Here is a 26,144-nt window from a genome sequence, read left to right on the forward strand (position 1 = left end):
ACGGAGATCAACCCCTCGTTTTGAAAAAGGGCTATACTTTTTAATTTGTCACCTTGATTTCATTGACATAATAGTATTTCAACAACATGAAAAGAGACCTGATGACAATAATCATCAGGTCTCTTTTCTCATTATTGCTCGACAGTTTCCTTCACTTCTTCTTGCTCAGCTATAACTGGTGCCTGCTTTTTTTCTAGGCCTGCTGCAATTTGCTCTAGCTCAGGACGTAATGTATGCTTACCTGCATAGCTTTCAATAAGCTCCTTGACATCAATCCCTGAAGTTTCCTTTAAGGATTCTTGTAAAGTGGACATAAGGTTTGTTGCATAAGCAGTTACCTTGTTAGCACCACCACCTTCTCCACCACCAGTATCGACAACTGTAATCTTATCAATATTACCAAGAGGACTTGCAAGCTCCTTCGCATATTCTGGCATCATGCGTACAATCATATCTAAGACTGCCGCTTGACCGTAGTATTCAAAGGCTTCTGCGATTTTACGTTTCGCCTCCGCTTCTGCAAGACCACGCAGACGAATAATTTCTGCATCCGTTTCCCCTTTCGCACGCTCTGCATCCGCTTTTGCAAGACCGTCCAGACGAATTTTCTCTGCCTCGGCCTGTGCTAATGATTCAATACGGTATTTCTCTGCATCAGCCTGTGCGAGCTCACGCATTTTTTCGGCAGCTGCATTTTGCTCAACAGCGTAACGATCCGCATCTGCCTTTTTCTTCACTTCTGAATCGTATTGCTTCTCACGACGTAAAATTTCTTTTTCCTCTAATTCAATTTGCTTTTGACGTTCAATAATGCGAATTTGCATTTCCTGCTCGGTAACTTCCTGCTTTGCACGTGCAGTTTCCAGCTCATACGCTTGGTCTGCACGGGCTTTTGCGATATCCTGTTCACGGCGGAATTCAGCTACTTTTAATTGATTTTCTTTTTCCGCTTCAGCAATTTCAGTTGCACGCTCAAGCTCAGCCTTTTGTGCTTCTTTCGATGCCTCAGCACGTTTAATACGCGTCTCTTTATCTGCATCCGCAGTTGCGATATCTGCATCACGCTTAACCTGGGCAATTCGAGGCTTACCAAGAGATTCTAAATAGCCATTTTTATCACGTACATCCTTAATCGTAAAGGATACGATTGTCAGACCCATTTTTGCTAAGTCTTGGGATGCAACACGTTGTACTTCCTGAGAAAATTTATCACGATTTTTATAAATCTCCTCCACTGTCATTGAGCCTAAAATAGAACGTAAATGCCCTTCTAATACTTCACGTGCTTCATTTTCACGCTCATCTTTTTGCTTCCCTAAAAACTGCTCTGCTGCGGTTGCAATTTCAGAAATTGACCCGCCGATTTTAATGATAGCAGTCCCGTCAGCCATCACTGGTACTCCTTGCTCTGTATATACTTCAGGTGTTGTTACATCCAGCTTACTAGATAATAAGCTTAATGGCTGTGCCTGCTGGAAAATAGGAAATACAAATGTACCGCCACCACGAATTATTTTAATACGATTTCCTGACTCATCTTTATGTACATTTTTTGAGCCAAGATAGCTGCCTGTTACAATCAGTGCTTCATCAGGACCCGCTGTTCGATACTTTGTCACATATAGTGCCACAAGTGCGATTAAAATAAAAACTACTATACCTATTACAATTAAAATTTCCATGGACATATAAATATCTCTCCTTTAGACAAATTTCTTCTCATAGGATCTCACAAAAAGTGTGCCTTCTTTTACTTCCACAACAAGTACTGTCGTATCATAGTCGATTGCCTCATTGTCATAGCCAGTTGCTCGCTTAGAAATCATGCCACTTGCTGTTTCAATCACAACCTCTCCAAAGCCGTCACTTGGAATTGGGACAATAACCTTTCCAAGCTGACCACCAAGCGATTCTTCCGTATAGGCTAACGAAACATCCGCTGATCTAAGCGGAACAAGAACGAATAAATAAAATAATGCACTTAAAATTGCTCCGATGATAGCAGCCGCAAAGATATTCCAAACGCTAGGGAAAAAGGCTAATTTTTCTAAAATAAATCCAGCTGCTGACATCAACGTAATGAAAGATAGAATGACACTTGGATTAAAAATCGGTAGACCATCACCGATGCCTTCGACAGCATCACCAAAAAACATAAATAATAGCGTTGCAAGGCCAGCGAAGATTAATACCACTAAAAAGATTTGCTCGAGTGAATAGCCAAATAGCGTCAAGTTGTTCACCCCTTTTCATTGTATTACCTACTATACGGATGTACACATTCAAAAGTTTCATAATTTTTCTCATTTTTCTAACAAAAGAAGAGGAGCATAAAACATTATGCTCCCCATGATATGTATTAAATGTATGATGTATTAGTTCACTATGCGTAATTCCACGTCATGTCTGCCATATTGGACAGAAATCTCTTCAGATTCCACTAGTATATCAAGTCGATATCCTCTGATGGCACCACCTTTATCAGCAGCAATGGCCTTAAATTTTTCATTAGGCGTTTTAATTTCAACAATAGTTCCTAATGGGATAATGGCAGGGTCCACAGCGACAATGCGTAAATCCTTAAAATAGATGGTCTTCTGTACGTTAATGCCTGTAGCAGTAATGCCGCTACATCCTATGCAATCTTTACCGTAGTAAGTAGCGTGAAAATTTAGCCATTTATGATCTTGTAAGCTACTATTTCTTAGCTTTAATTGCTCTTTTCGAATTTCCTGTTCCCGCTTTATTCGAATTTGCTCTAGCTGCCTTTGATGATTTTCCTGTCTGATTCTTTCAGCCTCTCTTTGAATCATTTTAAATGCATGCTCATGAATGTTTTTTGGTGTATTCTGAAGAATCGCATCTAATTCTATTTTCTCATTAACGATATCTTCTCCTGTTTGTTCTATCATATAAAATGAAAGGAGTAAGCTAAAGAATACTATTAACACAACTTTATATTCATTCATAAGCTAGTTAAACTCCAATTATATTTTTAAGTATTGAATATGTATTTTTCATCTTTAGTATGTATGTATAATTTTTCAAATCTCTAGTGCATTCATTTTTTCTAAAAAAGACTCAATGATTTTTATCGCTTCCCACTCCAGGTAATCCATTTCCTTAGCAATCGTTAAATTCAAATCCCCCATTTCCTTATAAGCTAATGCCATCGCAAGACAATCCACCTTGAAACCCTTTGTAATTTCATTCTTTACAGTACTCATTTAACTCATTCCCTTCATTAAATGATTCATAGTATGATGCAACTATGTTGTTTTTTTATTGATTTCTAACAAAAGGGCATCTAACTGTCTAAGCTTTGTTTCACTATCTGACTCAGTAGCTAATAATGCTTGATCTCGCTTCGATTGTAATTCCATAAATGTTAATTCAATTAGTCTGATAGAATCTATTAATTCCAATTGCAGTTTTTTACATTTATTTATACATTCCTTTACGTTCGTTTCGTTTTCGAATACTTTTCCTTGGTTGATCATACTAAATACTTCCCCAAAATCTTTCATGACCTGTTTCATCTCAGTTAAAATTATTTTTTCCACATTTATCTCTCCTTTGCATTTTTCCAATTAATTTATCTAAATAGCTTTTAGTAGAAGGCTTTATGCATAGTTATTAATTATTTTTTGAATGACTTTTTCCTTATAGTTTGTCGATGTAAAATTCTTCATCTTAGCGATGGAAACAATTGCAAGTGCTTCAGCCTCTAACATGCTAATTCTTCCTCTCGATTGCTCGACAATCTCAGATGCTAATTCTTTCATTAAATGCTTGTCCAAGCATAACACCTCGTTTTTTTAGATTCCTCCAAATCTCTCTATATCCTTTCGAGAATTTTATAGGATGGATAGTAAATATCTAAGTATTCTTTGAGATCTGTCAAAGATGTGATTGTTTTATCAATAATAGACTTTCGTTGAAATCCATTGTATAAATAAATAATATGTTGGAATTCGACAACACAATAAATATTTTCTTGATCTCCATCTAATTGGATTAAGCTGTCAAAACGGATTTCCCAATTTGATGTCCTTTTATAAATAAATTTTCTATCACCTACCTTCTTAATTAATTGATCCTCTTCCTCTGTCTGTTTATCCATAAGTATTAAACTAGTTAATGAACTATCCATACATTGGCATTCGAGAGCATGTCCTCCTTCATCATTTAAAATCACATTCGTTATACCCCCGTAGAAATCTCTCATAAGCTCCTCGGAAATATCACGATCATTGTAAAGTACCAATTCTAATACTGCCGTCGTTTCCCTTACATTCATTTACATCCCCCTTTAAAATTGTACGGGCCGATTCCATACAAAATTAGCTTGTTTTCATTCTATCACGAACACTTGTTCGTTTTCAAGTTTATTTTTAGAGAATATTTACAATTATTTAGAATGTAGTATTTTATGTAAATAAAAAAACTGGTATTCAACCAGTTCTAAATGTCTACTATTATCTGTCCATAATTTGCGTTTATAAAATCTAAGTCTATTTTGTGCCGAAGTATAGAATAACTAACATACTGGTTATTTTTATCCACATACCCAGTATCATATTTACTTGCAACCTTCTCGAATATTTCTTTATTGACGACTTTTACCTCATTCTGGCAAACCAATTCCCAAATATACCACATCATTCCTGATGCCTGTATTGTACTTGCAATTAAATTATTATTATCAAAAATTTCTTTCGCTAAATCCAATGCTCTATTGCCAAAGGATGCCCTTAATTGGATATCCTCACTCTTTGCATTTGCCTTCTTAAAAATATAAGTACTATCGGAAAAATATTTTTGTCCCTGTTTTGGCTGCATACTGGTAGAGGAAACCTTATCTAATTTTTCTAGCCTCCAATAAAGCTCATCTGAAATTTCAATAATCCTGCTATATCCCTTATTATTCGTCAGTTTTGCCAAGTATACCCCATTGCTATTTTCTAAATCAGCCATTTTTAGATTTAAGATTTCACTATAGCCTTCCCCCTTAATTCCCTCAAATAAACAGAGAAGAAATACAGCATGTCTTTGATCATCAAACAGGTTCATATAGCCAAATAATTGCTCTCTCGTATAACGGATAATGGAAGCCTTATAGACAAATGTACTGCAATATTCCATAGTAATACTGCCTGGAAGTCGTTGTGAGCGATTATTCGAATAGCCATTAGCTATTGCCCATTCAATATATCTAATGATGAAACCAATCGACGCACTTAACGATTGTGGACTAGGCGATTTCAAGCTGTAAAATAACTCTTCAAGCTCTACCTTATTCATATTAAATATATCTTTATTTTTTTGATTTTCGAGTATCGTTGCTTTATTAAATAATGATAAATAAGTAGTTAAACTATTTTCTTGGATATCTAATGAAGTTAAATACCACTCTTTAATATCTTTATTAAAAACATTATCTTTAAGTATCATTTTTTTACACCTCATTCTTTTAGTAAATGTTGAAATACTTTTTGAATTTTAGTTCTGCTACGCGTGCTCATACTTCCATATTTAAGAATTCCAATTTCCTCCCATAATGGATTATCCTTTGAAAAATCCAATTTATTGAGGTAAAGACGTAAATTATCAAATGAAATATTATACTCAAACATTCTAGCTGCTAATTCAATATGACCTATGAACATTCTACTCTTAAACATTAAAGAGCTTTTATCCGATAAATTTGATTTATAATAGGCGAAAAGATATATCATATAGTCATTTATCACCTTCGCAGCCTCTATGACTTCTAGACGATTCTCTAGATGGAAGCTATGATCGATGGCATCCGACAATTCTGAGAAAGTAACAACTTCTCCATATGAATATTTCACATTTGAATTGGAGGTAATTTTTCCTTTTAATTCCCCATCTGCCTTTAATTCAATAACAACTTCATCAGCTAATTTATCCTTTGCTAGTTCCTGTAATCTAGGTTTAGGAATTGGATTGGCCTTTGCCATATCGACTTGAACTCTTTTACATTGTGCCTCCGTCATATTTGAAAAAATCACAATCATATTCCCTTCCAAACCAACCTTTTTCATATAGGCATTATAGATAGAGAATGTTCGATGCGCACCATCTAAAACATCTATTTGTGTGCCCTCTAGCAATGTAAGCGATTTTTCTCTTTCATCATAAATTAATTCAATACCATCTTCCCCGGTGCCAACTTTAGCATTATAGCGTAGAGTAGAGGTTATTAAATCTCCCTCTAACGTTTGTTTTTCAATCTCACGCAAAGATTTAGGATTTAAATTCATAACCTCGATTATTTCGTTTTTGACTCTCTTCTTTTTTGCCTGCCGCTGAATATTGGGATTATACATGGTGATCCCACTCATCCACAGCTTACCAATAATTGAATTGGGGATAATCGCTACATACTCATTGTGCCCTGTTTTTAAAACGTTCTCGAAAGTATATGGTAAAGTGATAATTTCTTCATAAGGTGATTCTTTTATGTACATTCTCAGCTCTTTAATTTCTGAAGGATTGAGCCATTCATTGATCCAGTCTTGGTCACTATCTGAAAACTTTAAATGAAGTTGCTCACCAAGTAATAATATTTCCTGTAGCTGTGCCTCTATTAGTTTATCTCTATCATTTATCAGTTCAATAATATTGCCAATGCTTATATTATATTTGTTAAGCTGTATGGCAATCTCATCTAAAATCCCATTATGTTGAACTAACAGAGGAATTTTAGCTTTTATTTGTTCAATTAATAATTCTTTCGTTTTGCCAACTTTCACCTCTACACACTCCCTTATCTATTGACTATAGTCAATACATGTTGTTGAAATACTATTATGTCAATGACATCAAGGTGACAAATTAAATAGTATAGCCCTTTTTCAAAACGAGGGGTTGATCTCCGTTCCGACTGAGTGCTTTCCTGGGGGCGTCCGATGAGCCGCTTGGGGCAACAGGAGGTTGGTCACGAAGGCGTTATCACAGGACGTGATGCCTTTAGCCTTCGTTCCCCTAATATGCTCGCTCCAGGGTCTCATCTGTGACGCTGAATCCCCGAGGAGTCACTCAGTCTACACTCCAATCAACCATTGCTCATAGTATTTTCTATTGGAATTTCACACAAATGCATAATGAAAAATAGAAATTTTAACCATCGCTTTTTTATACAAAAGGGAGCTTTGATAACATTTTTCTATGCGAAAATAGAGTGACAGCAATAAGTAGCTTTATGTAAAGTGACAAAGTGGTTTTATCCATAGAATGTAGGACAAACAACTATAGGACTGATTGGAGTGCAAGGCTACTCGACTCCCGTGGGATAGCGAGACAGACGAGAAACTGAGGCCAACACGATGTTGGTCACGAAGTCGTTGTTGTTGTTGCTGTCGCTACGCTTTCGCACAGATAAATTGTCACAGGACGTGACGCACTTAGTCTTCGTTCCTCCAGCGCAGGAAGCGGCTCGTCGCTCGCCCACAGGAAGCCTTGCTCTGCGCGAAAGCGAAGTGTCAGCGGCAAAGCGAGTAGCCTGGAACGGAAATCACCTTCATTTGAATGAGTAGTATTCACAAAGAACCCCTTGACCATTTAGTTTTTCAACACTATCTATTGACTATAGTCAATAGTAGCATAAGCAATTTTAATTTGTAAATTTTTAAATTATTTAACTTAAATTAATTTTCGAGATTAAATAGATAAATTAATTTAAAATATTGATTTATTTCCAAATTGAATTATAATAGGTTAAAGCATAAAATTTGGAAAAATAAAAGGGGATGTTGTGATGGCTTATCAAACATTTAAGGATACAAAGTATAGTCAACTTGTGCTATCAGATGTAATCGTTATTAAAGAGCTGTTAACTTTTAGAGGCTCTATCGATGATACGAGCTTTAATCAAGGGGCATGTGCGACCAATTCATTGAAATTAAATACAGAAGTTATTAGCTTATTTGCAGATTTAGATGAATTAATTAAAAAATCTTTAAATAAAGAACAAATTAAATTACTTCATTATATTGCTAAAGATTACTCCTACTATACTATAGGGAAAATTTTAGGAATACCCGTTAAAACAGTAGGTAGTAAATTTAAGACAATTTGTTTACGAATAAAGCAGGAAAATGATCGACAATGGCGCAAAGCAACCTATATTAGTAAGTTACAGTTAAAAACGAAGAGCTGTAGTAAATGTAAAGATATTCTCCCTGCTACAGATGAATTTTTTAGTGTCAATAACAGTAGTAGAGATCTCCTCCATTCACAATGTAAAAAATGCAAAAAATAGGCCTGGGCGAAAAAAGTGGATTTTACCCTACACCAGCCAACCTAATATGTAGAAGGAGAAATAATATGAAATTACAATTACCTAATTCGATCATTGAATTGCGCATGGAGCTTCCTATAGAAGAAAGAGTTCAATACATACAATCGCTTTTAGAAAAAGAAACAGTGGTTTATCGAGGGAAAGAGATTACATTAGACGACTATCTTAGCATAACTGCTCAAACCTATCATACAATTATAATTTTAGACATGCTTGCCTATTACATAACTAAAGGATATTTTACAAGGGATGAACTTTTACTTGAACAAGAGAATTTAACATTTATGAAAGAAGCGAAAAAGCGTCATAAAAGAAGCAGGCAAATTATGAAACTATTGAGAAATCGCAATACGCACCATCGTTTACAAGATAATTACGTACTTTCTCATCATAAGCTGAAAGAGATGACAAAGGGCTCTAGCAGACATAATACATTTTCAGGTATATCCTATTTTGAAGCGATTAGCTTTGGGATTGAAGATGCAGAAGAAGATTTTATCTAATAAGTGAATTAATACAAATTATGAAATTTTCTAATTGGGCTGTATAGTTTACAGCCCCATAATGAAGGTTTCATATAAATAGAGGATAAATTAGAAGTAGAACTCATTTGACTATCTTCTATAATACATGAAAGAAGGTGATGCCCATTGTATGAATAAATTAATGTAAAAAACAAATATTTTATTGTTATTTTCTATATTGAAACCTTCAAAAATAGCACTCTTCTTTAGGAGGATAAAGGAGAATGAAAATCGTAAAAACAATAACTGAATTTTATCACTCATTAGTAAATGATGAGAAGCTCCTCCGTTTACTATACTACATGCCAAAAGATATAGAGGATGATCCTCTCGATCCTTTAAAAATGAATGTCTCACAATTACCTGAGAAAGATCGTATTCTTCAAAATGTATTAGTTATCGGTGATAAAACTAGTGATTTAGCGTTGGAAACAAATGCTTGTAGAATTTGTTTCTACACGGGTTCACGTATGCCTCAAAAAAGTTATCTGAAAACCATCAACCAATTTACAGATAACCCGTATTCAAGTACCCAGCAATATATCTTTGATATTTATACACCTGCTTCTGCCAACAATATTGATTTTCGACTTGATTGGCTTGGTGAGGTACTTAATGAGGTATTGTTTCAGGAGGACATTGAGGAATATGGGGATTTAAGATTCCATAGTGGACTTCCAATCACAACTGTTCCAAATGGCTTTGTTGGTTATCGTTGGACCTATATCATGCCCTCTGGACAACAACCGATGGGATTTAAATCATGAATATGGTCACTAAAAAGGCATTTGGAAAACCAATTACATATAAAGGGTTAACTATTTATCCTGTAAAAATGAAGAATGCAGATGAATTTTATGAGGCTGTACAATGCTTACTTTTACCTAAAAATGACTTTCAGCAGCCAGAAATCGTCAGAATGTCTTACTTATTATTTTTACTCACTTTGACGCAGAACGAGGATGGACAAATCTTACTTGAAAAATTAATTGCCTTATATCGTTTAGTTTTTAAAACAGAGGACATACAAATATTGATAAATGAAAAAGGTATTGTCTTGATAACGGTCAATGGCATTTCATTGCATGAGCGTGATTTTGATAAAATTAAAACTTTTATTAGTGAGCAAAATCTAATTGATTTAGAGGATGAATTTATCGACCCAGATACAAAAAAAGCCATTCAAGAAGCCAGGGCATTTATGGCAAAAAGAAAAACAAAGCAGGCTGACTTAGAGCAGCAAATTATAGCTTATCATTGTAAATCTGGACTCCCCTACCATGAAATTGAACAATTAACGCTTTACCAATTCCATAAAGGATTAATTCGAATGGACTATATGGTAAGCAGTGATGCCATTCTCAATGCTCGATACTCTGGCATGGTTGAATTTAAAAATGAGCAAGAGCTTCCTCACTGGCTAAGTCATATCGAGGAGCCAAAGAAAAATGAGGATGTCATTATCACAAAATCAGCATTTGATCAACAAATGAAAAAACTAGGGCTTGCCTCTAGTTAAAATCAATTACGCCCCAGCGTAAATGCGTCCGGATTTTTTTCGAGCTCGCTCGAAAAGCTCCTCTTCAAAATCCGTGACAAACGCCCACTGAATAGGAAAAAAATCGCAATCATCTCGCCCACCTATCGTGGTGGAAGTATTCAGCTGAATCAAGAAAAAACAAACACAAAAAGGACGGTAATCTTTTATGACACAACAAAATCAATTTTTAACTTCAGTAGCAAATGTTCGTTTATTTGATCGCTTAACAAATGAATTAATTCTAAATGGTAAAACATTACTAAATTCATCCATGACTCAGGCTATTCAAACACAGGCTATCCATGCTGGAAAAGGCTCTAAAAAGGTATATGAACTGAACTATCAAAAGGAATTAACATTCTCTATTGAAGATGCTGCTTTCGACACTGCCTATATCGCTTTACAAAATGGTACAGAAATCAACCACCAGCTGGCTGAGTACTACACAGACGAAATTATTTTACTTGATGCCAATGGTAAAGGTACGCTTGCCGAAACACCTATTGGTCAGGTCCATGTTGAGCAGCTAAACGGCACATTCACACAATATGCGCCTGCTGGCAAAGAGATTACGGTTCCTGCACTGGCTGGTAAGGAAGTACAGGTGGTCTATGCTGTTCAGGAGATGATGGATACAATTGAAATCTCTGCTGATTCCTTCCCTAAGGCTGTACGTATGGAATTAAATGTAGATATCCGTTCGAATAATGGTAAAACAGGTGAAGTCATTATTGAAGTACCAAACTTTAAGCCGAATGGTGCCGTTGAAATTTCAATGACGCATGAAGGTGTAGCATCTTCTTCTCTAGCAGGTAGCTCACTTGCTGATAAAAAAGGAAACTATGCATATATTAAGCTTCGAAATTTATCTGAGGAAAAAGTACAATTTACTGCATTAGCTGCAAATCCATCACGCCTAGTTCTAGATTCTGCTGTTGCTGGAGATTCTCAGCGCATTTCAGTATTAGGTATTCGTGGTGCAGGCTATAGCAATGTACTTTTACAAAATAGTGATTTAACGTGGACATCAAAGGCCCCAGCAATTGCAAGTGTTAGTGCAGATGGTGTCGTAACGTTAGGTGCCTCCGCAAAAGCAAATGATCAAACAATGATCGAAGTAACCGATGGAACATTTATTGAAACTATTGCTGTAGATGTTATTTAAATAAATAATGTAAAAAGGGTAGAGATTAAATGCTCTACCCTTTCAATTTAACATAAAGGAGCTTAAAAATGACAAAACGTGAAACAAAATTAACGTTAGCAGATATTCAAAAAAGTGCAGATGCTTTAAATAAGAAACAAAAATTTTATATCGATAAAGAACAAGGAAAGTTTATCTATTACTATCCAAAGTTTAGTAAACGTAAAATTACGATATTGATCAATGATTTAGCTGACTCGCTCGAATATGCTCAGCAGCATAAGCTGGAATACTTTGAAAATGATTATGAGCTAAATAATTATATCTTCTTTTTAATCATTAAGCATTTTACGGATTTGCAAAGTGAGTTAAAGGATAAGCCCATTGAAACACATTTTGCCACGATGAACTATCTCGTTGATATTGGCTGGTACGACATATTTTTAACGAAAATGTTTACGATACAGGAAGTCTCCAATGTATTAGAGGAAATTAATAAACGATTGCACTTAAGTATTAAATTTCTAGAAATAGAAAAAGAGTACTTCAATATTTTACAAGCAACTGCTGCTAAGAACACCGAAGGAACTTCTGATGATTTTTAGCCTCTGCCCATAAATAGTTAAAATTTTGAACTACTCCCCTACCTTCTTTGGGTGGGTACTTGAATATTTTAGGATATTTACTGTTTTATACAACAATAAAAAGATGAATCGATCAATCCGGTTTTCATTACATTAGCTGTATTGATTGGTTGTCTAAAATTAGGAGGGAAAATCGATTGAGTACTGGTGGTGGACAAACAAAACCAATAGAGCTATTAGCCGCTCTAGGTATCAATGACGATATTTCAAAAAAAAATATACAAACTTACATCAAACGATTAAAAAACATACCTGCAATTAAGATGAATTTAGATGTAAACGGACCTAACACTCAAATTTTAATAGAGTTTGAAAAGCAATTACAAGCCCTGGAGCAACAACTTCAGAACGTTAACCAAAAATATCAAGAAATCGGAAGTGGCTCAACACCTTCTCTCACATTTTTTGATGAATTAAAGAAGCAGATTTCTCACTCTGTGAAATCAATTAGTTCCCTTTCTAAAGCATTTGGTGATGCCAACATCAATGTCAGCAAATTTTACAAGCAGCTATCAAAAACCCCAGCTGGTGATCTACGGGCATTAGAAAATATTGTATCTAAACTAAAAACAGAAGTAGAGACAATCAGTGTAAATCACATTCAATTCGAGGGCATTCAAGAAACACTCGCAAATCTACAAGCTTTAGAATCCAATTTATATACGATATATGAATTAAATAAGGCATATGCAGATACTTCCGACTTCGAGCAACTAACCTACCAGATAACAGATTTAAACACCCAGCTATCCAATATTCAGCTTTGTGAAGGCTTAAACATAGCAGGATTATCAGACATCCCACAACAACTAGAAAAGATTAACCAAGGTATCAAGGCCTTTGGAAAAAATACAGCAGCTGCAGCTCAAAGTGCTACTTTATCAGTATCTACTATAACGAATTTGATGGGTCAAGCAGACACATTTAAAACATTTGCAGAAGGTGCAGCTTTTTCTCCTAAGGTAATAAAAGGATTTAATATAGCTGGCATTCTCTTAGGTGTTGGTGAACTTGCGCTAAATGAATATTCAAAATATAAAGAAAAAGAAAAACAAAAACTTGAGGAATTAAAAGCTGAAGACCAAGAAGTATTAAAATCCTATAGTTCAAATGCAAATGAAATCAATAGTCAGGTAGATAGATATACTCAATTAGAGAAATCCATGGCGTTAGGAAATGCTGATCCTACTGTCCTTGCAGAATATCAGGATATTTCTAATCGACTTGGTGAACTCTTACCTCATATTGTTGCCCATGAAGATGAATATGGTAATAAAATAATTGGTTCTTCAGAGGCTCTAAAAGTAAAAATTGAACTTCTGAAAGAACAGCAGGCTTTAGAAACGCAAATTGCTGGTGAAGCTACCAAAGAAAAACGCAATGAAGATATAAAAACCCGAAAAGGTGCTATTTCTGACTTAGAGGATGAGTATGACAGTAAACTAAATGATGCTGCAAAGGATTTAAGAAAAAAAGCTAAAAGTTTACCAACAAAAGAAATGTTTTATGGATATAATCATAAACCAATGCTAGATTCTCCAGAAGATTTTGAAGATAAAATAAAGAAATTCGACAAACTTCAATCTGATGCTGAGAAAAGCGGCAATAAAAAACTTGCAGATGATTACAAAGAACTAAGCGATGCTCTCAAGTATCATAAAGAAGAAATTATTAAAACCGAATCCGAGCTTAATCAAAATGTTTTAGCTCAAAAAAATGACTATATATCAAATATCGCTGAAGTTATCAATGAAAACGATAAATTAACAGACAGTGTTAAAAACAATGCTGAGGGTTTTGCTGCTCAATTAATCGCCGCTGCGAATACATCCGACTTAGATACTTTGCAAGAATCATTAACATCATTATTTTCAAACGAAAATGCCTCTACATTAATAAATGATGTTATAGGTTCCTTTCAAAATATGGAGAATGCTACATCTGAAACGTTTAACTCAATGGCAAGTAAAGCTAAAGATAAGCTGTCTAATGTTAAAGCTGAATTAACTGGGCTAGGCTTAAGTGAAGAAGAAGTAAGTAGCATTATGAAATCACTAAATTTACATTACGATGACACAATTGCAACTCAAAAGAAACTGTCTGTGGAAATGAAAACCAATAATTTAACATTAGCTGAAGCAAAAGAAAAAATGCTTGATTACAACAAAGAAACAGAAAAACTTACAACAATTTATGAACAACTAGCAGGTGTATCTCAGAAAAAAGTAAATGACACTTCAGATTTATTATTCCAATATCAGATGTTAACTAATCAATTGAAGGGTTATACAGAAGAAGAGATTCGAAACCTTAGTCAAAAAGGGAATTTAACAGCTGAAGAGCAGCGTCTTGTAAACGTAATGCACACTAGGAACGGAGTAATAAACAGCTTAAATTCAAATTATCCCACTTTACTTGATATGGACGGTAAAGCTATTAAGCTAAATGAGGAAAAAATAAAAGCAATTGAAGCTGAGAACAAGGCGAATGAAGCACTGTTAAATGGATATAAATTAGCTCGTGATGGAAAATTAACTGCTGATCAAGAAATGTTGCTATCCTCTACCCAAGCTACTAAATTAAAAATTCTAAATATCAAAAGAGAAATTATGATGTTAGGAAATTATGTTAAAGCCAATGAAATTACATCAAAATTAATTGGTCAAATGAGTGGACCGCTTGGATTAGGTATGGCGGCACAACAATTAGTGGTAGAAAGTAATATTAGAAACTATAAAGAAGAATTAAATAGTTTAACTATGGATTTCGATTCTAATATTGCAGAGATTGATGGATTTACTACTTCCATAAAGTCTTCAAAAAATGTCTCAAAATCTTCTAATTCAGCGACAAAAGATTCCGTCTATATTACAGACACATTTAAAAAATCTTTAGAAAAGCTTAATTCTGAAATTGAAAAACAAGTAAAAATTCAATCTACTTTCCCAAAACATTCTGATGAATATCGAAAATCACTGCAGGCTCAACTTGTGCTTGAAAGAGATAAATTAAATTTACTTGAAAATCAAGAAAAATCACTTAAATCTCAAATTTCTTCTGGAAAAATTAATAAGACTGGAACGGTTTCAAATGCTTCCACAACTACTACATCTCAAAAGTTAAGTGGTTGGTCGGGTAAAATATCAAGTAACTTTGGAAATAGAATTTTAAACGGTGAATTAGATAATCATCGTGGCATAGATATTGCTATGTCTCGAGGAACTAAGGTAGATGCAAACATTAGTGGCAAAGTAATTGCTAGTGGTCGAGCAGAAGATAATGACTATCATTCTTCCTACGGTAATATCGTTGTTATTCAAGATGCTAATAATTTAAAACATATTTACGCTCATTTAGATAAAGCAGTTGCTAAATTAGGTTCAACAATTGAAGTAGGACAGCAAATTGGAACTGTTGGCTCAACTGGTAACAGCACTGGTCCACATTTACATTATGAAATTAATAAAAATGGAAGTGTACCAATTAACCCCATTGATTACCTAAATAATGCAAAATCAGGCACTGTAAGGTCTACGAATTATACTGCTATTGACACATCACAGCAGGCTATTGATCAAGCTACTTCTGAATTAAATTCCCTATCAAATAATATTCTTCAACAGAAAGTAACTATTACAGATTTAGAAAAAAGAGATCTTGATACAAATTTAGACAAATTTGATCGTAAACGTTCTGTTATCGATGCTAATCTATCTCATGAAGAAGAAAAGTTAAAATTAGTAGATAAACCATCTGACAGATACACTAAAACATTGGATTTGCAAACAAAGTATTTGGAGCAAAAACAAGCAGTCAATCAGCAGGAGCTAGAATTTTTAGAAAAGATAATTACTACAAAAGGTTTAAATAGTCAAACTGTAGAAGAATATTCAAATCGAATGCTAGAACTCAAAACTGAAATGCATTCTGTTAATTCAGCATTAGGTGAGATGTCTCTGGCTTATTTAGATGTATACGAAGCTCAGCGCAAAACCGAGGACTCCAAAATCGAACTTGAAAGCTCCAAGCTGAAAGAACTAGATTCTAATTCCAATGCTTACATTCAAACTCTTCAATCGATTTCTTCTCATATGGAGAAGAAGCAAGCTATTAATAAAAATGAATTAAAGTATTTAGAAGCTCAAATAAAATCCGGTAAATATTCAGGAGAAATTTTAGAACAATTAAAAGAAAAATATGCTGCATTAACTGTTCAAATTCAAGACTTATCAGTTGAATTACGTCATAGGAATTATGAGATTATTGTTAATCTTCAAACAAGATTCGATGAAAAAATTAATGAAAAAGAGTTCAAACTGCAACAAAGCAAAATCATTCAGTCCATGTATGAAACTGTGAGCGATTCAATGACTGAAAACGAAGCAAAAGTTAAAGAATTAGAGCGCTCTGGAGATGTACTAAAGGAGCTAAACTCCCAGGTTTCTTTATTGAATGGATTAATAGAAGACATTAATAACCAAATAATAATTACTCAAAATCAATTAAGAAGTGTCGAGTTGAATCCTGATGATATTAAAGCGTTAAAAGAAGATCTTCAAAATTATAATCTAGATGTAAAAAATAAGGAATCGGAATTGCTTAAAACAGAAACACAAATAGAATCTAAAATTATTAAACAAAAAAAGGACTTGGCAGAGACACTAATCAAGGTCTATAAAGATTACCTTCAGGAACAAAAAGATGCCGTTATTCGCCAATATGATTTAGAAAATGAAGCTGAAAATAAGCGTCATGAAAATGTCATGAAAAATATTGACGATGAGAGAAATAAATTTCGAGAAGCTATAGAAGAACGACTTCGATTAATTGATCGACAAGAAGCTGAACGGGATTACTCGATGGATATTGACAAATTAGAGAAGGAGAAAAATGATATTCAGCGTCAAATTGCTCTCCTCTCTCTCGATGATAGTCATGAGGCAAAGTCTAAACGTAAAAAACTTGAAGAGCAACTCTTCAACATTGAAGAGAACATTCAAGAAAAACGCCATGATCGAGATATAGAACTACAGAAGCAAAGTCTAAATGATCTTCTTGAAATGAAAGACAAAGAGATTGAGGATAAATCCAAAGTTGAAGATGACTATCATAATCAAGAATTGAAACGTATAGATGACCTAAAGAGTTATTGGGAACAGCATTACAATGATTTATTAAACGATGAACGAAAGTTTGCACAAATTCGAGAAGATATTGTTAGTGGTAACTTCGAAAATATCCGTTTGGAATTCGGTGGTTTCATAGACTGGCTAGAGATGACCATGCCAGAATTAGGAAACACCTTAGATGGAACTATGAAAACAGTTGGTCTAACTATCCGTCAAAACATTGTTGATACATTAAAAGAAGCTATGAACCTCATGACGCTTGTACAGAATTCTTCTATTCCTACAGGTATTTATGGCTCTTCTGCTGACAATGATTCTTCGTATCAAAATTCTATTAAAAATAGTAAACTCACTCTTGGAGATATGCAGGTTTTACTAGGAAAATATCTAACTGATAAATTAGCAGTAGAAGTTGATAATCCTATAAGAGCTGCTAATATTCGTGAAAAAGCTCATACACTTGCCTCACAAGGTCGTGAAAATGGCTCTGAAATTAAAGCTACAGATTCATTTGATAGTATAATTAACAGTTTATCTAAGTCCGATTTAACAGCATTCAGTAAATTTTTAGAAAGCAATGCTACTGTTGTTATGACACCTGAATATCAAGAAAAGATTAAAAATTTAGCAAATCGATTATATTTATCTGGGATGAACTATTCACCAGATGAACTTCCTCAAAACATAAATTCAACTTCACAAATTAGAAATTTATCTGATGCTGACTTTAAAGTAATTATGGGGAAATATATGACAGATGTATTAGCTAGCAATGCAACTCCTGTCAGAGCGAATAATATTCGTGAAAAAGCTCATACGATAGCAAAAGAAGGACGTTATGCAGGCTCTTCTATTGAAACAAATTCCAGTTACAATACTGAAAAAAGTAAATTAAGTAATGAAGATTTAGTACGTTTAGGTAACTTTGTCATGAAAAATTATACTATTTTTGATAGTACAGAAATGCAAAATGAATTAAAAAGTTGGGCAAAATTACTATTAGGAAATAAAGCCTCTGCTTTGCATGGAGGTATGACAAAATGGAGTGGGAATGGTATTGATGGTAAGGGAGGCAAAGAAATAATTGTTCATCCTAATGAATTAATCAACTCCCCTATTGATACAAAGCGCCTATTAGATATGGCAAATATAATGGAACGAGCCGCAAACTTCTTCACACCTATGATACATACTATTAGTAATCCTACAAGTTTAATTAGTAATGTAGCTAGTATGGGGGGTGATACATATGAATTCAATTTTGATATTGGTGAAATGATCGCCAATAAAACAACTGCTAGTAATTTTGCAAAAGATATTTGGAATGATTTAAGAGTTAAGAAAGGAGTGAAATAATGCTCGAAAACATTAGCTTTACTTTCAATGGGATATCCTCTGAGGATATGGGAGTAATGATGATTAATCCAAGCAGTGGACTTTACGAAGAGACATTCCTTCCTTCAAGGAATATAATTGATACGTCTGTTTTTAAAGGAAAAAGGCGTTACTTTAAGGGAGTGGAAATTGAACCACTCTCTTTTTCTATGGCTATTTGGATTAAAGACTGGAGAGAAAGAAATAATATTCGAGCTATTGCAAGATGGTTATGGACGGATTTCTATTGTCCCCTTTGGTTTAATAATGAACCTGAGAAAATCTATTATGCAATGTTGACAGGCGAACCCAAGCTTATTCATAACGGATTGAGGGAAGGTTTTATTGAATTAACCTTTAGATGTAAAGATGCCTACCGCTACTCCCCTAAAAAAACATATGATTTTTATGTGGATGGTGAAGAAACTTGGAATTTTTTTAATGAAGGCGATGCAACCATTCGACCTTTTTTAAAAATAACTCAAATCGGAGATAAGATCCCGATTATCATTCGGAACATCACAGATAATAAGGAATTTATCATTACAAACGTTTTAGCTAATGAAATCGTTACAGTTGACTGTGAAAATGAAATGATTGTGTCCTCTCAAGAATATAATTCTCGTTATTTATATGATTTTCATAATGACTATTGGTTAGATATTGAGGGGGAAGAAGCAAGAGAAAGTAATTCTAATTATGAGATACAGTTCCAAGGAAATTTTAAAATTGAATTTAGTGTTGAATACAAATACCTACAGGAAGGAGGTGAATTAACATGGGAGCTTTAAGCTATATAAATATGATAAGTGATCATACTTATCCACTATTAAAACTTTGTAAGCCTGACCGTACTGTTATCTCTCCACTAAAAGAAATATATGGATTAGGTTTGACCATTCGACTAGGAGCTATTAATGAAATAAGTTTTACAATTCCTACAAAAATTGAACGACAGCATATTTTAATCGACAATCCTTTAATTGATCTAATCAAAGATCGCTATTATTTAAAAATGACCTACAACAATCAAGTAGAATACTTCCTTTTTTTAGATAAAAATAAGCAAGTAGGTAACGATGGAAATTCAATTTCTTATACAGCCTATAGCTGTGGTATTGAATTAGCAGACAAAAACATTCGCGACTATGAAGAAGTCTCTAAAACACTATCTGAATATGTAAATTTTTTCTTAGCAGAAACGGAATGGAAGTTAGACTATGTGGATGCTGCTTTTAATTTGAAATATCGCTCATTTGATGTAAGTTCTGCCACAGTTTTACAGTGCTTATTTGATATTGCGGAAAGGTTTAATGCATTAATTGTCTGGGATACAAAGAATCGTAAAGTTAATCTTCATCAGCCTAATCATATAGGAATGAATCGCGGTGTTAGGCTAAAAGAGGGCATATTACTTGATTCCCTTTCTGTAGCAACTAAGGCCGAAGATATGGTCACCCGCTTAAAAGCTTACGGTCAGGACGGCTTAGAATTTCGAACGCTCTCCCCTACTGGCTCAAACTACTTAGAAGATTTTAGTTACTTTATGTATCCATTTGAATGTGACACTAACTACAACGTAATTAAACAATCAGATTATATGTCCACTCAATTATGTATAGCTCTGACAAAATACAAAAGAAAATTACAATCATTTCAAGGTCAATTCGATTCATTAGTAGCACAGAAGAAAACAAAACAAGATGACATTCAGCAAGAAGAACAAGAATTATCTAATTTAGAAACTCAATTAAAAACCTATTTAAATGAACGTGATGTTATCAACTATACCTATCAAGATCAAGCACCTGGTAGAGCTGATTGGTCAAATGTCATTTCCCGCATTAAGGTTAAACAAAATGAAATTAATAATAAAAATTCTCAGATAGCAACTTTGAACATACAATTAATGAATATTGAGCAGCGGATGTTGGATTTAGGTCTTCAGTTAAAAATGGAACATAACTTTTCTCCTGAAGAAATCACAGAATTAAATAAATATATCATTGTCAAAGAACACCACAACGATTCTATTACGGATGAAAAGGATTTATTGGAAGAGGCTAAAGAAATATTTAAAACGCTAAACGAACCACCTATTCATGTCAATGTCGGATTAGAAGGTTATTTAAGCAATCTTCATGAAACAATGTCAATGAAACAAATTGCAATTGGTGACATTATCCGAGTTCAAAATGATGAACTTCGTGTCAGGCTAACATTAAAAATTATAGAAATGCAATTTGATTTTAATAATGACTCGGTCAATTTGACGATTGCTAATGGCAAAGATGTTGTGGATGAGAATGGGAAATTAAAGAAAGTAATTTATGACATCTCAAATACATCTACCACAGTCAATATGGATAAATACAAATGGAATCAAGGCAAAGATGCAATGGATGGCGTCACACAAATTCTTAATAGTGAATTTGATACTGCTAAAAACATCCTCTTAGGAGGTTATGCAAATTCTACTACAATGAATGAACGAGGACTATATTCCAAAGATTTACAAGATGACAAAACCTATCTGGTTATTAATAACGCCTTAATGGCCATTACTCCTGACGGTGGCAACTCTATAGCTGTGGCGATTTCTAAGCGTGGTGTACACGCAGAGGTTATAGCAGGACGTTTACTTTTGGGGAATAAATTACATATCGAAGATGAATTAGGCATAGTCACGATTTATAACGGACTTCAATCAGTTTATGATACAAATGGAAAAATTAAAGTGCATCTCGGCAGATACCCTCATCCAGACTCCCCTTCCCAATATAAATATGGGTTACGGGTATATGATGGTGCAATTGATATTCGATCATCCTCCAATGCCTATCGAGGCACTCAATTAGATGGAAGCGGCTTTAGAGCTTTTAATAACAATGGTGTACGTACCTTTAATGTCGATGCCACAACAGGTCAAGTTGAAATTATCGGCGATTTAACTATAAAATCCTCCCCCTCCTCTTATCGAGGTGTAGTGATTACTTCTTCTGGAATTACAGGCTATAACGCTTCTGGTGGCATTACTTTTGAGCTGAACGCTAATTCAGGCAGAATGACATCCCAGGAAAACTTTCTTATTCAGACTTCTACTTCTCCAAATCGTGGAGTTAAAATCGATGACTATGGTATTCGTGGATACAATACAAATGGTACAAAAACATTTGAAATTGATTTTTATGGGAATGCTACTTTTAGTGGAACTATCACAGCTTCGAATATTTATGGAACTACACTAAATGGTGGTACTGTAAATGGAACTGCTATTAATGGTGGTACTATTACTGGAGGTACTATTTCTGGTAACACAATTAACGGAGGATTTATAACAGGTACTACAATTACAGGTAGCACAATTAATGGTAATAATATAAACGGTGGCACAATAAGTGGAACAACTATTAATGGTACTACAATTAATGGAACTAAAATTACTTCAGCAGATATTAATATATCAGAGGAGGCTACAATTGGTAACTGGTTGAACTTAGGTACTAGATTTAATGATCCAAATTCAAAAGGAATTAAATTTGGTGGTGTTGCAGGAGCTAGTCAAATTTCATACTTTAGGGATATGATTACTATTTCAGCCATGTCAGGTGTTAAGATACCAGAAGGTTCATTATGGATTGGAAATGAATCAGCAGTAGTTAGTAATTACAATGAAATGCGCCTAGTATGGAATGGTTCTCAAGGTGGTACAGGTGGAGGTCGCCTGTATGTACGTGGTTGGAATGGTGAAATTGGTTATCTTAAATTGGAAAAATAATAAGATTGATTAAATTTCCATCTGTTAAATTGAGGAGTAAATATTTTTTACTTAACGTAATAAATATAAAAAACTAACGGAAAATTAATCGAAGATGGTATACGTTATTTATTTGTATATAACATTGATAATAATAATAATGAAGGTTATATAGAAATTCCAGAAAATTAAATACAAATTATACTGTGGACTATCCTTAAGTGAGTAGGCCTTTTTTAAATTTAGATTTTAAGGAGAATCAGTAAATGCAAATTAAAAATAAACATGTATCAAATACATACAAGATACTTTTTGATTTAGAACTTGAAGGTAAAACATCGAGATTACGCTCAAGATTTAACCGCATATTACAAGAACATTACAATAATATTATTCAGCCTGAAGAAAATGAGTTAAAAAATCAATATGCCATTAAAGATGAAAACAACGAAATTATTATTGATGAAAAAGGTAATTTTAGGGTTACTGCAGAGTATTTAAATGAAATGGATATATTATTGGATGAATATTTACACATTGATTTGAATGAATCTAATAAAGAAATGTTACTTACGATTGCTCATTTATTTTTAGATGAGGAATTAATAACTGTATCAGGAGAACTAGCAGAAACCTATGATATAGTTTGTAGTCAATTTGAACATGTTTACAACTTCTATGAATTAATTAATGAAAAAACTAATTAGAGGAAGGAGTTTATAGATGTCATTTAAAAATGAATATACATTAAACGTAGATATCAAAAGAAGAATGACGAGTGTTGTTCCTACCTTTAAGCAAGGAGATTCAGCAACATTAAAATTTAAAATATTTGATGATGGCAAAAAGTTCGATTTAGCTGCTTTTACAAGGGCTGAAATTACCTTTAAATTGCCTTCAGGTCAAACAATTGTCGGTGAACCATACATAGACGTTAACACTCAAATGATTGTTTATAATTTCGTTGGGTTAGAGATGAATGAAGCCGGAAAGTTAACAACCATTCTTTCTATCTATTCTGGTACTTCAATGGTATCAATTCAACCATTCTCTATTTTCATATTTAACCACTTAAAAGATAAAGATCTAAGCTATATCGGTATTCTTCAAGATTTGATCGCTGAGGTTCAATTACTTAATGAAGAAGTGAAAAGTACCCTATTTGAAGCAAATAATTTAAAAGACGAATTAAACAACGTACTCATTGAGGCAAATAATGCAGAACAAATAAGAAACACAAATGAACAAAATCGTATCACGTCAGAAAATACTAGAAATTTTAATGAGAGTGCTCGACAACAAAATGAATTAGATAGAAAAAATGCTGAAAGTATACGTGAATCCAATGAAGCTACCAGAATTCAAAATGAACAAAATCGTCAGAATGAATTTGATAATAAAATTAATGAAGCTGAGGAAGCTATAACAGATACCAAGAATGCTACTGATGAAGCCAATAAAGCAGCAGATTCTATAAAAGGTTGGGGTCAAGCCACTGTATGGAATAGTACTACTACTTATTCTAAAAATAACGTTGTAACTTATAATGGCAGTACATGGCAATCTAAGGGAGATAACAACCATAATTCTATTCCATCTGAAACGAACACAAATTGGATTCTATTAGCATTACGTGGTGTAGATGGTACTGGTGCTGTCTCAACTGTTAATGGTAAAAGTCCTGATGGTGCAGGTAATGTAGAGCTAACAGCAGATGAAATTGGAACTTATACACAACAACAGATCGATGATAAAGACACAACAGTAAAAGAATATTTCACTGATAAAGGTATTGGTGACAAGGTAATCGTTATTTCAGAACAAGATTATATAGATGCAAATTATAACGGTATGTTTTGGGTTAAAAATGACGCCCTTGATTTCTTGCCTACAGAAACAGACCATGTAGCTACTTTACTAGTTTATGAAAATCCTGATAACGGAAATATTGTTAAGATATTTAACGTAATTAACCCCACTACTGCTATCTCCTATATGCGTACTTACACATATGATAATTCAAGTGTCCTTATTCATGATTCAGGATGGATTGAGGGAGGCGGTGGTTCCGGTGGTGGAGGTGGTAACGTAAATATTACTTCTTACCCTTTAATAACAGACCGGGAGAGTCAAACAATATGGGAGATACCGACAGGAATATATAATCAAGTAACTGATACTGTAATGGTTTTTCATAACACAGTATTTTTAGATTCTGTTTCCTATACGTTGACAAACAATCGTATTTCAATACATGACAATCCACATACTGTTATTGATGATAATAACTTAGTTATTGTAGTGTTCCGTAATATGCCAAACATGCAAGTAGAATTGGATGGTAATAATATTATTGATGGTTCAATACATCTAGATAAATTAGGTCAAGACGTTCATGATGCTATGAGTGATGCCAACAATTCATGGCAAAAAGGCGTTTACAATGATACAGATATTACTAATCTAGGAAAGAAAACAGTAACTAGGACTTTTCATTTATCAGCAGAGGAATGGATTTCAAGCGTCAATGTAGAGAACTTCTATATACTAATACCTGTAGTTAATTTCTCAGGGGTTATAAAAGTAACGTATGTAACGTCAGGGGCTTATTCTGTTGTTGCAGGAGGTGCAGAAGTAATACACAATATTGCTAAATATGATGGCGTATTGAGTTACTATTCTAAAGAAATTATTTCTATTTCACCTAGTTTTGCTAAAGATTACTTTGTAGGCAACATTGACTACAATACTACGGGAATATCTCTTCCTTTATACAAGGCTCCTGTCGCTAGAAATCCTATAACTGTCAAGGTAGAAATTATAGGGACTTATGATACACTATTTGATGATATGAAAAATGCCACTTCAGGTTGTGTAGATGCAGGTTCCCCAACAGCTCATGGTTATCAGTGGATACCACAACATAGTCAAATACCAACTTATGATTTGATGAATAAATGGAACGCTGGATATGATGCGTATACAAGATTTCAAGGAGAATGTAGACAAATTACAGATTGGAATTTAGCAACACAAAATGGAATGTATATGGGTCAAAACGTAGCAAATGCTCCTTCTACAGATTGGTGGATGGGTACAACTATAACTCATAATGATAGTTATATTGTTCAAAAAGTTATAGGTGTTACAGACGGTAGAGAATTAGAACGTCAAAAATATAATGGTATATGGGAAAATTGGATAGAGACATCTCCTAGAAAGCTTTTTCAATCTGTAAGTAATGGGAAACAGGGTCTTGCGTCTGCCATTACTGGTAAAGGAGTTCCTACAGACGCAAATGATTCATTCCCTACAATGATTAATAATATTAATCAAATTCCAACAGGCAGCAGAAAAGCTAATGGGGTTATTTCATCTTCATCAACTTTAGTAACATTCACTTATAAAAGCGGTGGGGTTGTAAGTCTAGCGTATCTTGATTTAACAGGTCTAAGTTTCACACCTAGTTTAATAATTTTAATGACGTCTACAGGCAATGGCAATATGTCTTGTAGTATGTTCTCTTCATTTAATGACCCATTAGGTTTTTCGTCAGCTACTAAAATTTCTTTGTACAACTCTAATCTATTCTCGAATAGCCCAAATCATAATTTAAGTCATATAGCTATAGCAGGAGGTTATAGACTTCCAGTTACTAGTCAATCAGCTACCTATACATGGTATGCATATGAATAAGGAGGTA

General features: G+C 34.0%; 20 protein-coding genes. 11 read left to right on the plus strand and 9 right to left on the minus strand.

Annotated features, from left to right (window positions below):
- Positions 1-131: 131 nt before the first annotated feature.
- The 9 genes from ACQKIM_RS17050 to ACQKIM_RS17090 all read right to left on the minus strand — a co-directional run bounded on the left by ACQKIM_RS17050 (position 132) and on the right by ACQKIM_RS17090 (position 6,782).
- The gene (locus tag ACQKIM_RS17050; RefSeq protein ID WP_427546022.1) at positions 132-1,688 is read right to left on the minus strand and encodes an SPFH domain-containing protein; all 1,557 of its coding nucleotides are present in this window, start codon (positions 1,686-1,688) and stop codon (positions 132-134) included.
- Between the two features lie 15 nt (positions 1,689-1,703).
- Positions 1,704-2,234 (minus strand): hypothetical protein, encoded by a 531-nt coding sequence (locus ACQKIM_RS17055; protein ID WP_427546024.1) that lies wholly within the window; start codon positions 2,232-2,234, stop codon positions 1,704-1,706.
- A gap of 141 nt (positions 2,235-2,375) precedes the next feature.
- Positions 2,376-2,969, minus strand: a complete 594-nt coding sequence (locus tag ACQKIM_RS17060; RefSeq protein WP_427546026.1) for a 3D domain-containing protein — start codon at positions 2,967-2,969, stop codon at positions 2,376-2,378.
- A 75-nt stretch (positions 2,970-3,044) separates the two neighbouring features.
- Positions 3,045-3,227, minus strand: coding sequence for a hypothetical protein (locus tag ACQKIM_RS17065; RefSeq protein WP_427546028.1), 183 nt, complete (start codon positions 3,225-3,227; stop codon positions 3,045-3,047).
- Positions 3,228-3,269: 42 nt separating this feature from the next.
- Positions 3,270-3,563 carry a hypothetical protein gene (locus tag ACQKIM_RS17070; protein ID WP_427546030.1) on the minus strand — a complete coding sequence of 98 codons (294 nt, stop codon included), beginning with the start codon at positions 3,561-3,563 and terminating at the stop codon, positions 3,270-3,272.
- Between the two features lie 60 nt (positions 3,564-3,623).
- Entirely contained in the window at positions 3,624-3,800 is a 177-nt protein-coding gene (locus ACQKIM_RS17075; RefSeq protein WP_427546032.1) for a hypothetical protein, read from the minus strand.
- Between the two features lie 38 nt (positions 3,801-3,838).
- A complete protein-coding gene (locus ACQKIM_RS17080; RefSeq protein ID WP_427546034.1) occupies positions 3,839-4,300 on the minus strand; it encodes a hypothetical protein in 462 nt (153 codons plus the stop codon).
- A gap of 164 nt (positions 4,301-4,464) precedes the next feature.
- A complete protein-coding gene (locus ACQKIM_RS17085; protein WP_427546036.1) occupies positions 4,465-5,454 on the minus strand; it encodes a hypothetical protein in 990 nt (329 codons plus the stop codon).
- 11 nt (positions 5,455-5,465) lie between these two features.
- Positions 5,466-6,782, minus strand: a complete 1,317-nt coding sequence (locus ACQKIM_RS17090; RefSeq protein ID WP_427546038.1) for a hypothetical protein — start codon at positions 6,780-6,782, stop codon at positions 5,466-5,468.
- 1,004 nt (positions 6,783-7,786) lie between these two features.
- Here ACQKIM_RS17090 and ACQKIM_RS17095 point away from each other — a divergent pair.
- The 11 genes from ACQKIM_RS17095 to ACQKIM_RS17145 all read left to right on the plus strand — a co-directional run bounded on the left by ACQKIM_RS17095 (position 7,787) and on the right by ACQKIM_RS17145 (position 26,137).
- Positions 7,787-8,290 carry a hypothetical protein gene (locus ACQKIM_RS17095; protein WP_427546040.1) on the plus strand — a complete coding sequence of 168 codons (504 nt, stop codon included), beginning with the start codon at positions 7,787-7,789 and terminating at the stop codon, positions 8,288-8,290.
- A gap of 65 nt (positions 8,291-8,355) precedes the next feature.
- On the plus strand, positions 8,356-8,832 hold the full coding sequence (locus ACQKIM_RS17100; RefSeq protein WP_427546042.1) for a hypothetical protein: 477 nt from the start codon (positions 8,356-8,358) through the stop codon (positions 8,830-8,832).
- A gap of 245 nt (positions 8,833-9,077) precedes the next feature.
- Positions 9,078-9,620: a hypothetical protein gene (locus ACQKIM_RS17105; protein ID WP_427546044.1), complete on the plus strand. Its 543-nt coding sequence runs from the start codon at positions 9,078-9,080 to the stop codon at positions 9,618-9,620.
- The gene (locus ACQKIM_RS17110) at positions 9,617-10,372 is read left to right on the plus strand and encodes a hypothetical protein (RefSeq protein WP_427546046.1); all 756 of its coding nucleotides are present in this window, start codon (positions 9,617-9,619) and stop codon (positions 10,370-10,372) included. Before ACQKIM_RS17105 ends, ACQKIM_RS17110 begins: the two co-directional genes overlap by 4 nt.
- Before the next feature lie 187 nt (positions 10,373-10,559).
- Positions 10,560-11,558 carry a hypothetical protein gene (locus ACQKIM_RS17115; protein ID WP_427546048.1) on the plus strand — a complete coding sequence of 333 codons (999 nt, stop codon included), beginning with the start codon at positions 10,560-10,562 and terminating at the stop codon, positions 11,556-11,558.
- A 68-nt stretch (positions 11,559-11,626) separates the two neighbouring features.
- Positions 11,627-12,142, plus strand: a complete 516-nt coding sequence (locus ACQKIM_RS17120) for a hypothetical protein (RefSeq protein ID WP_427546049.1) — start codon at positions 11,627-11,629, stop codon at positions 12,140-12,142.
- 176 nt (positions 12,143-12,318) lie between these two features.
- Positions 12,319-18,666, plus strand: a complete 6,348-nt coding sequence (locus ACQKIM_RS17125) for a peptidoglycan DD-metalloendopeptidase family protein (RefSeq protein WP_427546051.1) — start codon at positions 12,319-12,321, stop codon at positions 18,664-18,666.
- Entirely contained in the window at positions 18,666-19,475 is an 810-nt protein-coding gene (locus tag ACQKIM_RS17130) for a distal tail protein Dit (protein ID WP_427546053.1), read from the plus strand. Before ACQKIM_RS17125 ends, ACQKIM_RS17130 begins: the two co-directional genes overlap by 1 nt.
- Positions 19,463-22,462, plus strand: a complete 3,000-nt coding sequence (locus ACQKIM_RS17135; protein ID WP_427546055.1) for a phage tail protein — start codon at positions 19,463-19,465, stop codon at positions 22,460-22,462. Before ACQKIM_RS17130 ends, ACQKIM_RS17135 begins: the two co-directional genes overlap by 13 nt.
- 245 nt (positions 22,463-22,707) lie before the next feature.
- Positions 22,708-23,148 (plus strand): hypothetical protein, encoded by a 441-nt coding sequence (locus ACQKIM_RS17140; protein ID WP_427546057.1) that lies wholly within the window; start codon positions 22,708-22,710, stop codon positions 23,146-23,148.
- Positions 23,149-23,212: 64 nt separating this feature from the next.
- Positions 23,213-26,137 (plus strand): hypothetical protein, encoded by a 2,925-nt coding sequence (locus tag ACQKIM_RS17145; protein WP_427546059.1) that lies wholly within the window; start codon positions 23,213-23,215, stop codon positions 26,135-26,137.
- Positions 26,138-26,144 lie beyond the last annotated feature (7 nt).

This window comes from Lysinibacillus sp. NPDC047702 (assembly GCF_050272555.1).
GTDB lineage: Bacteria > Bacillota > Bacilli > Bacillales_A > Planococcaceae > Lysinibacillus.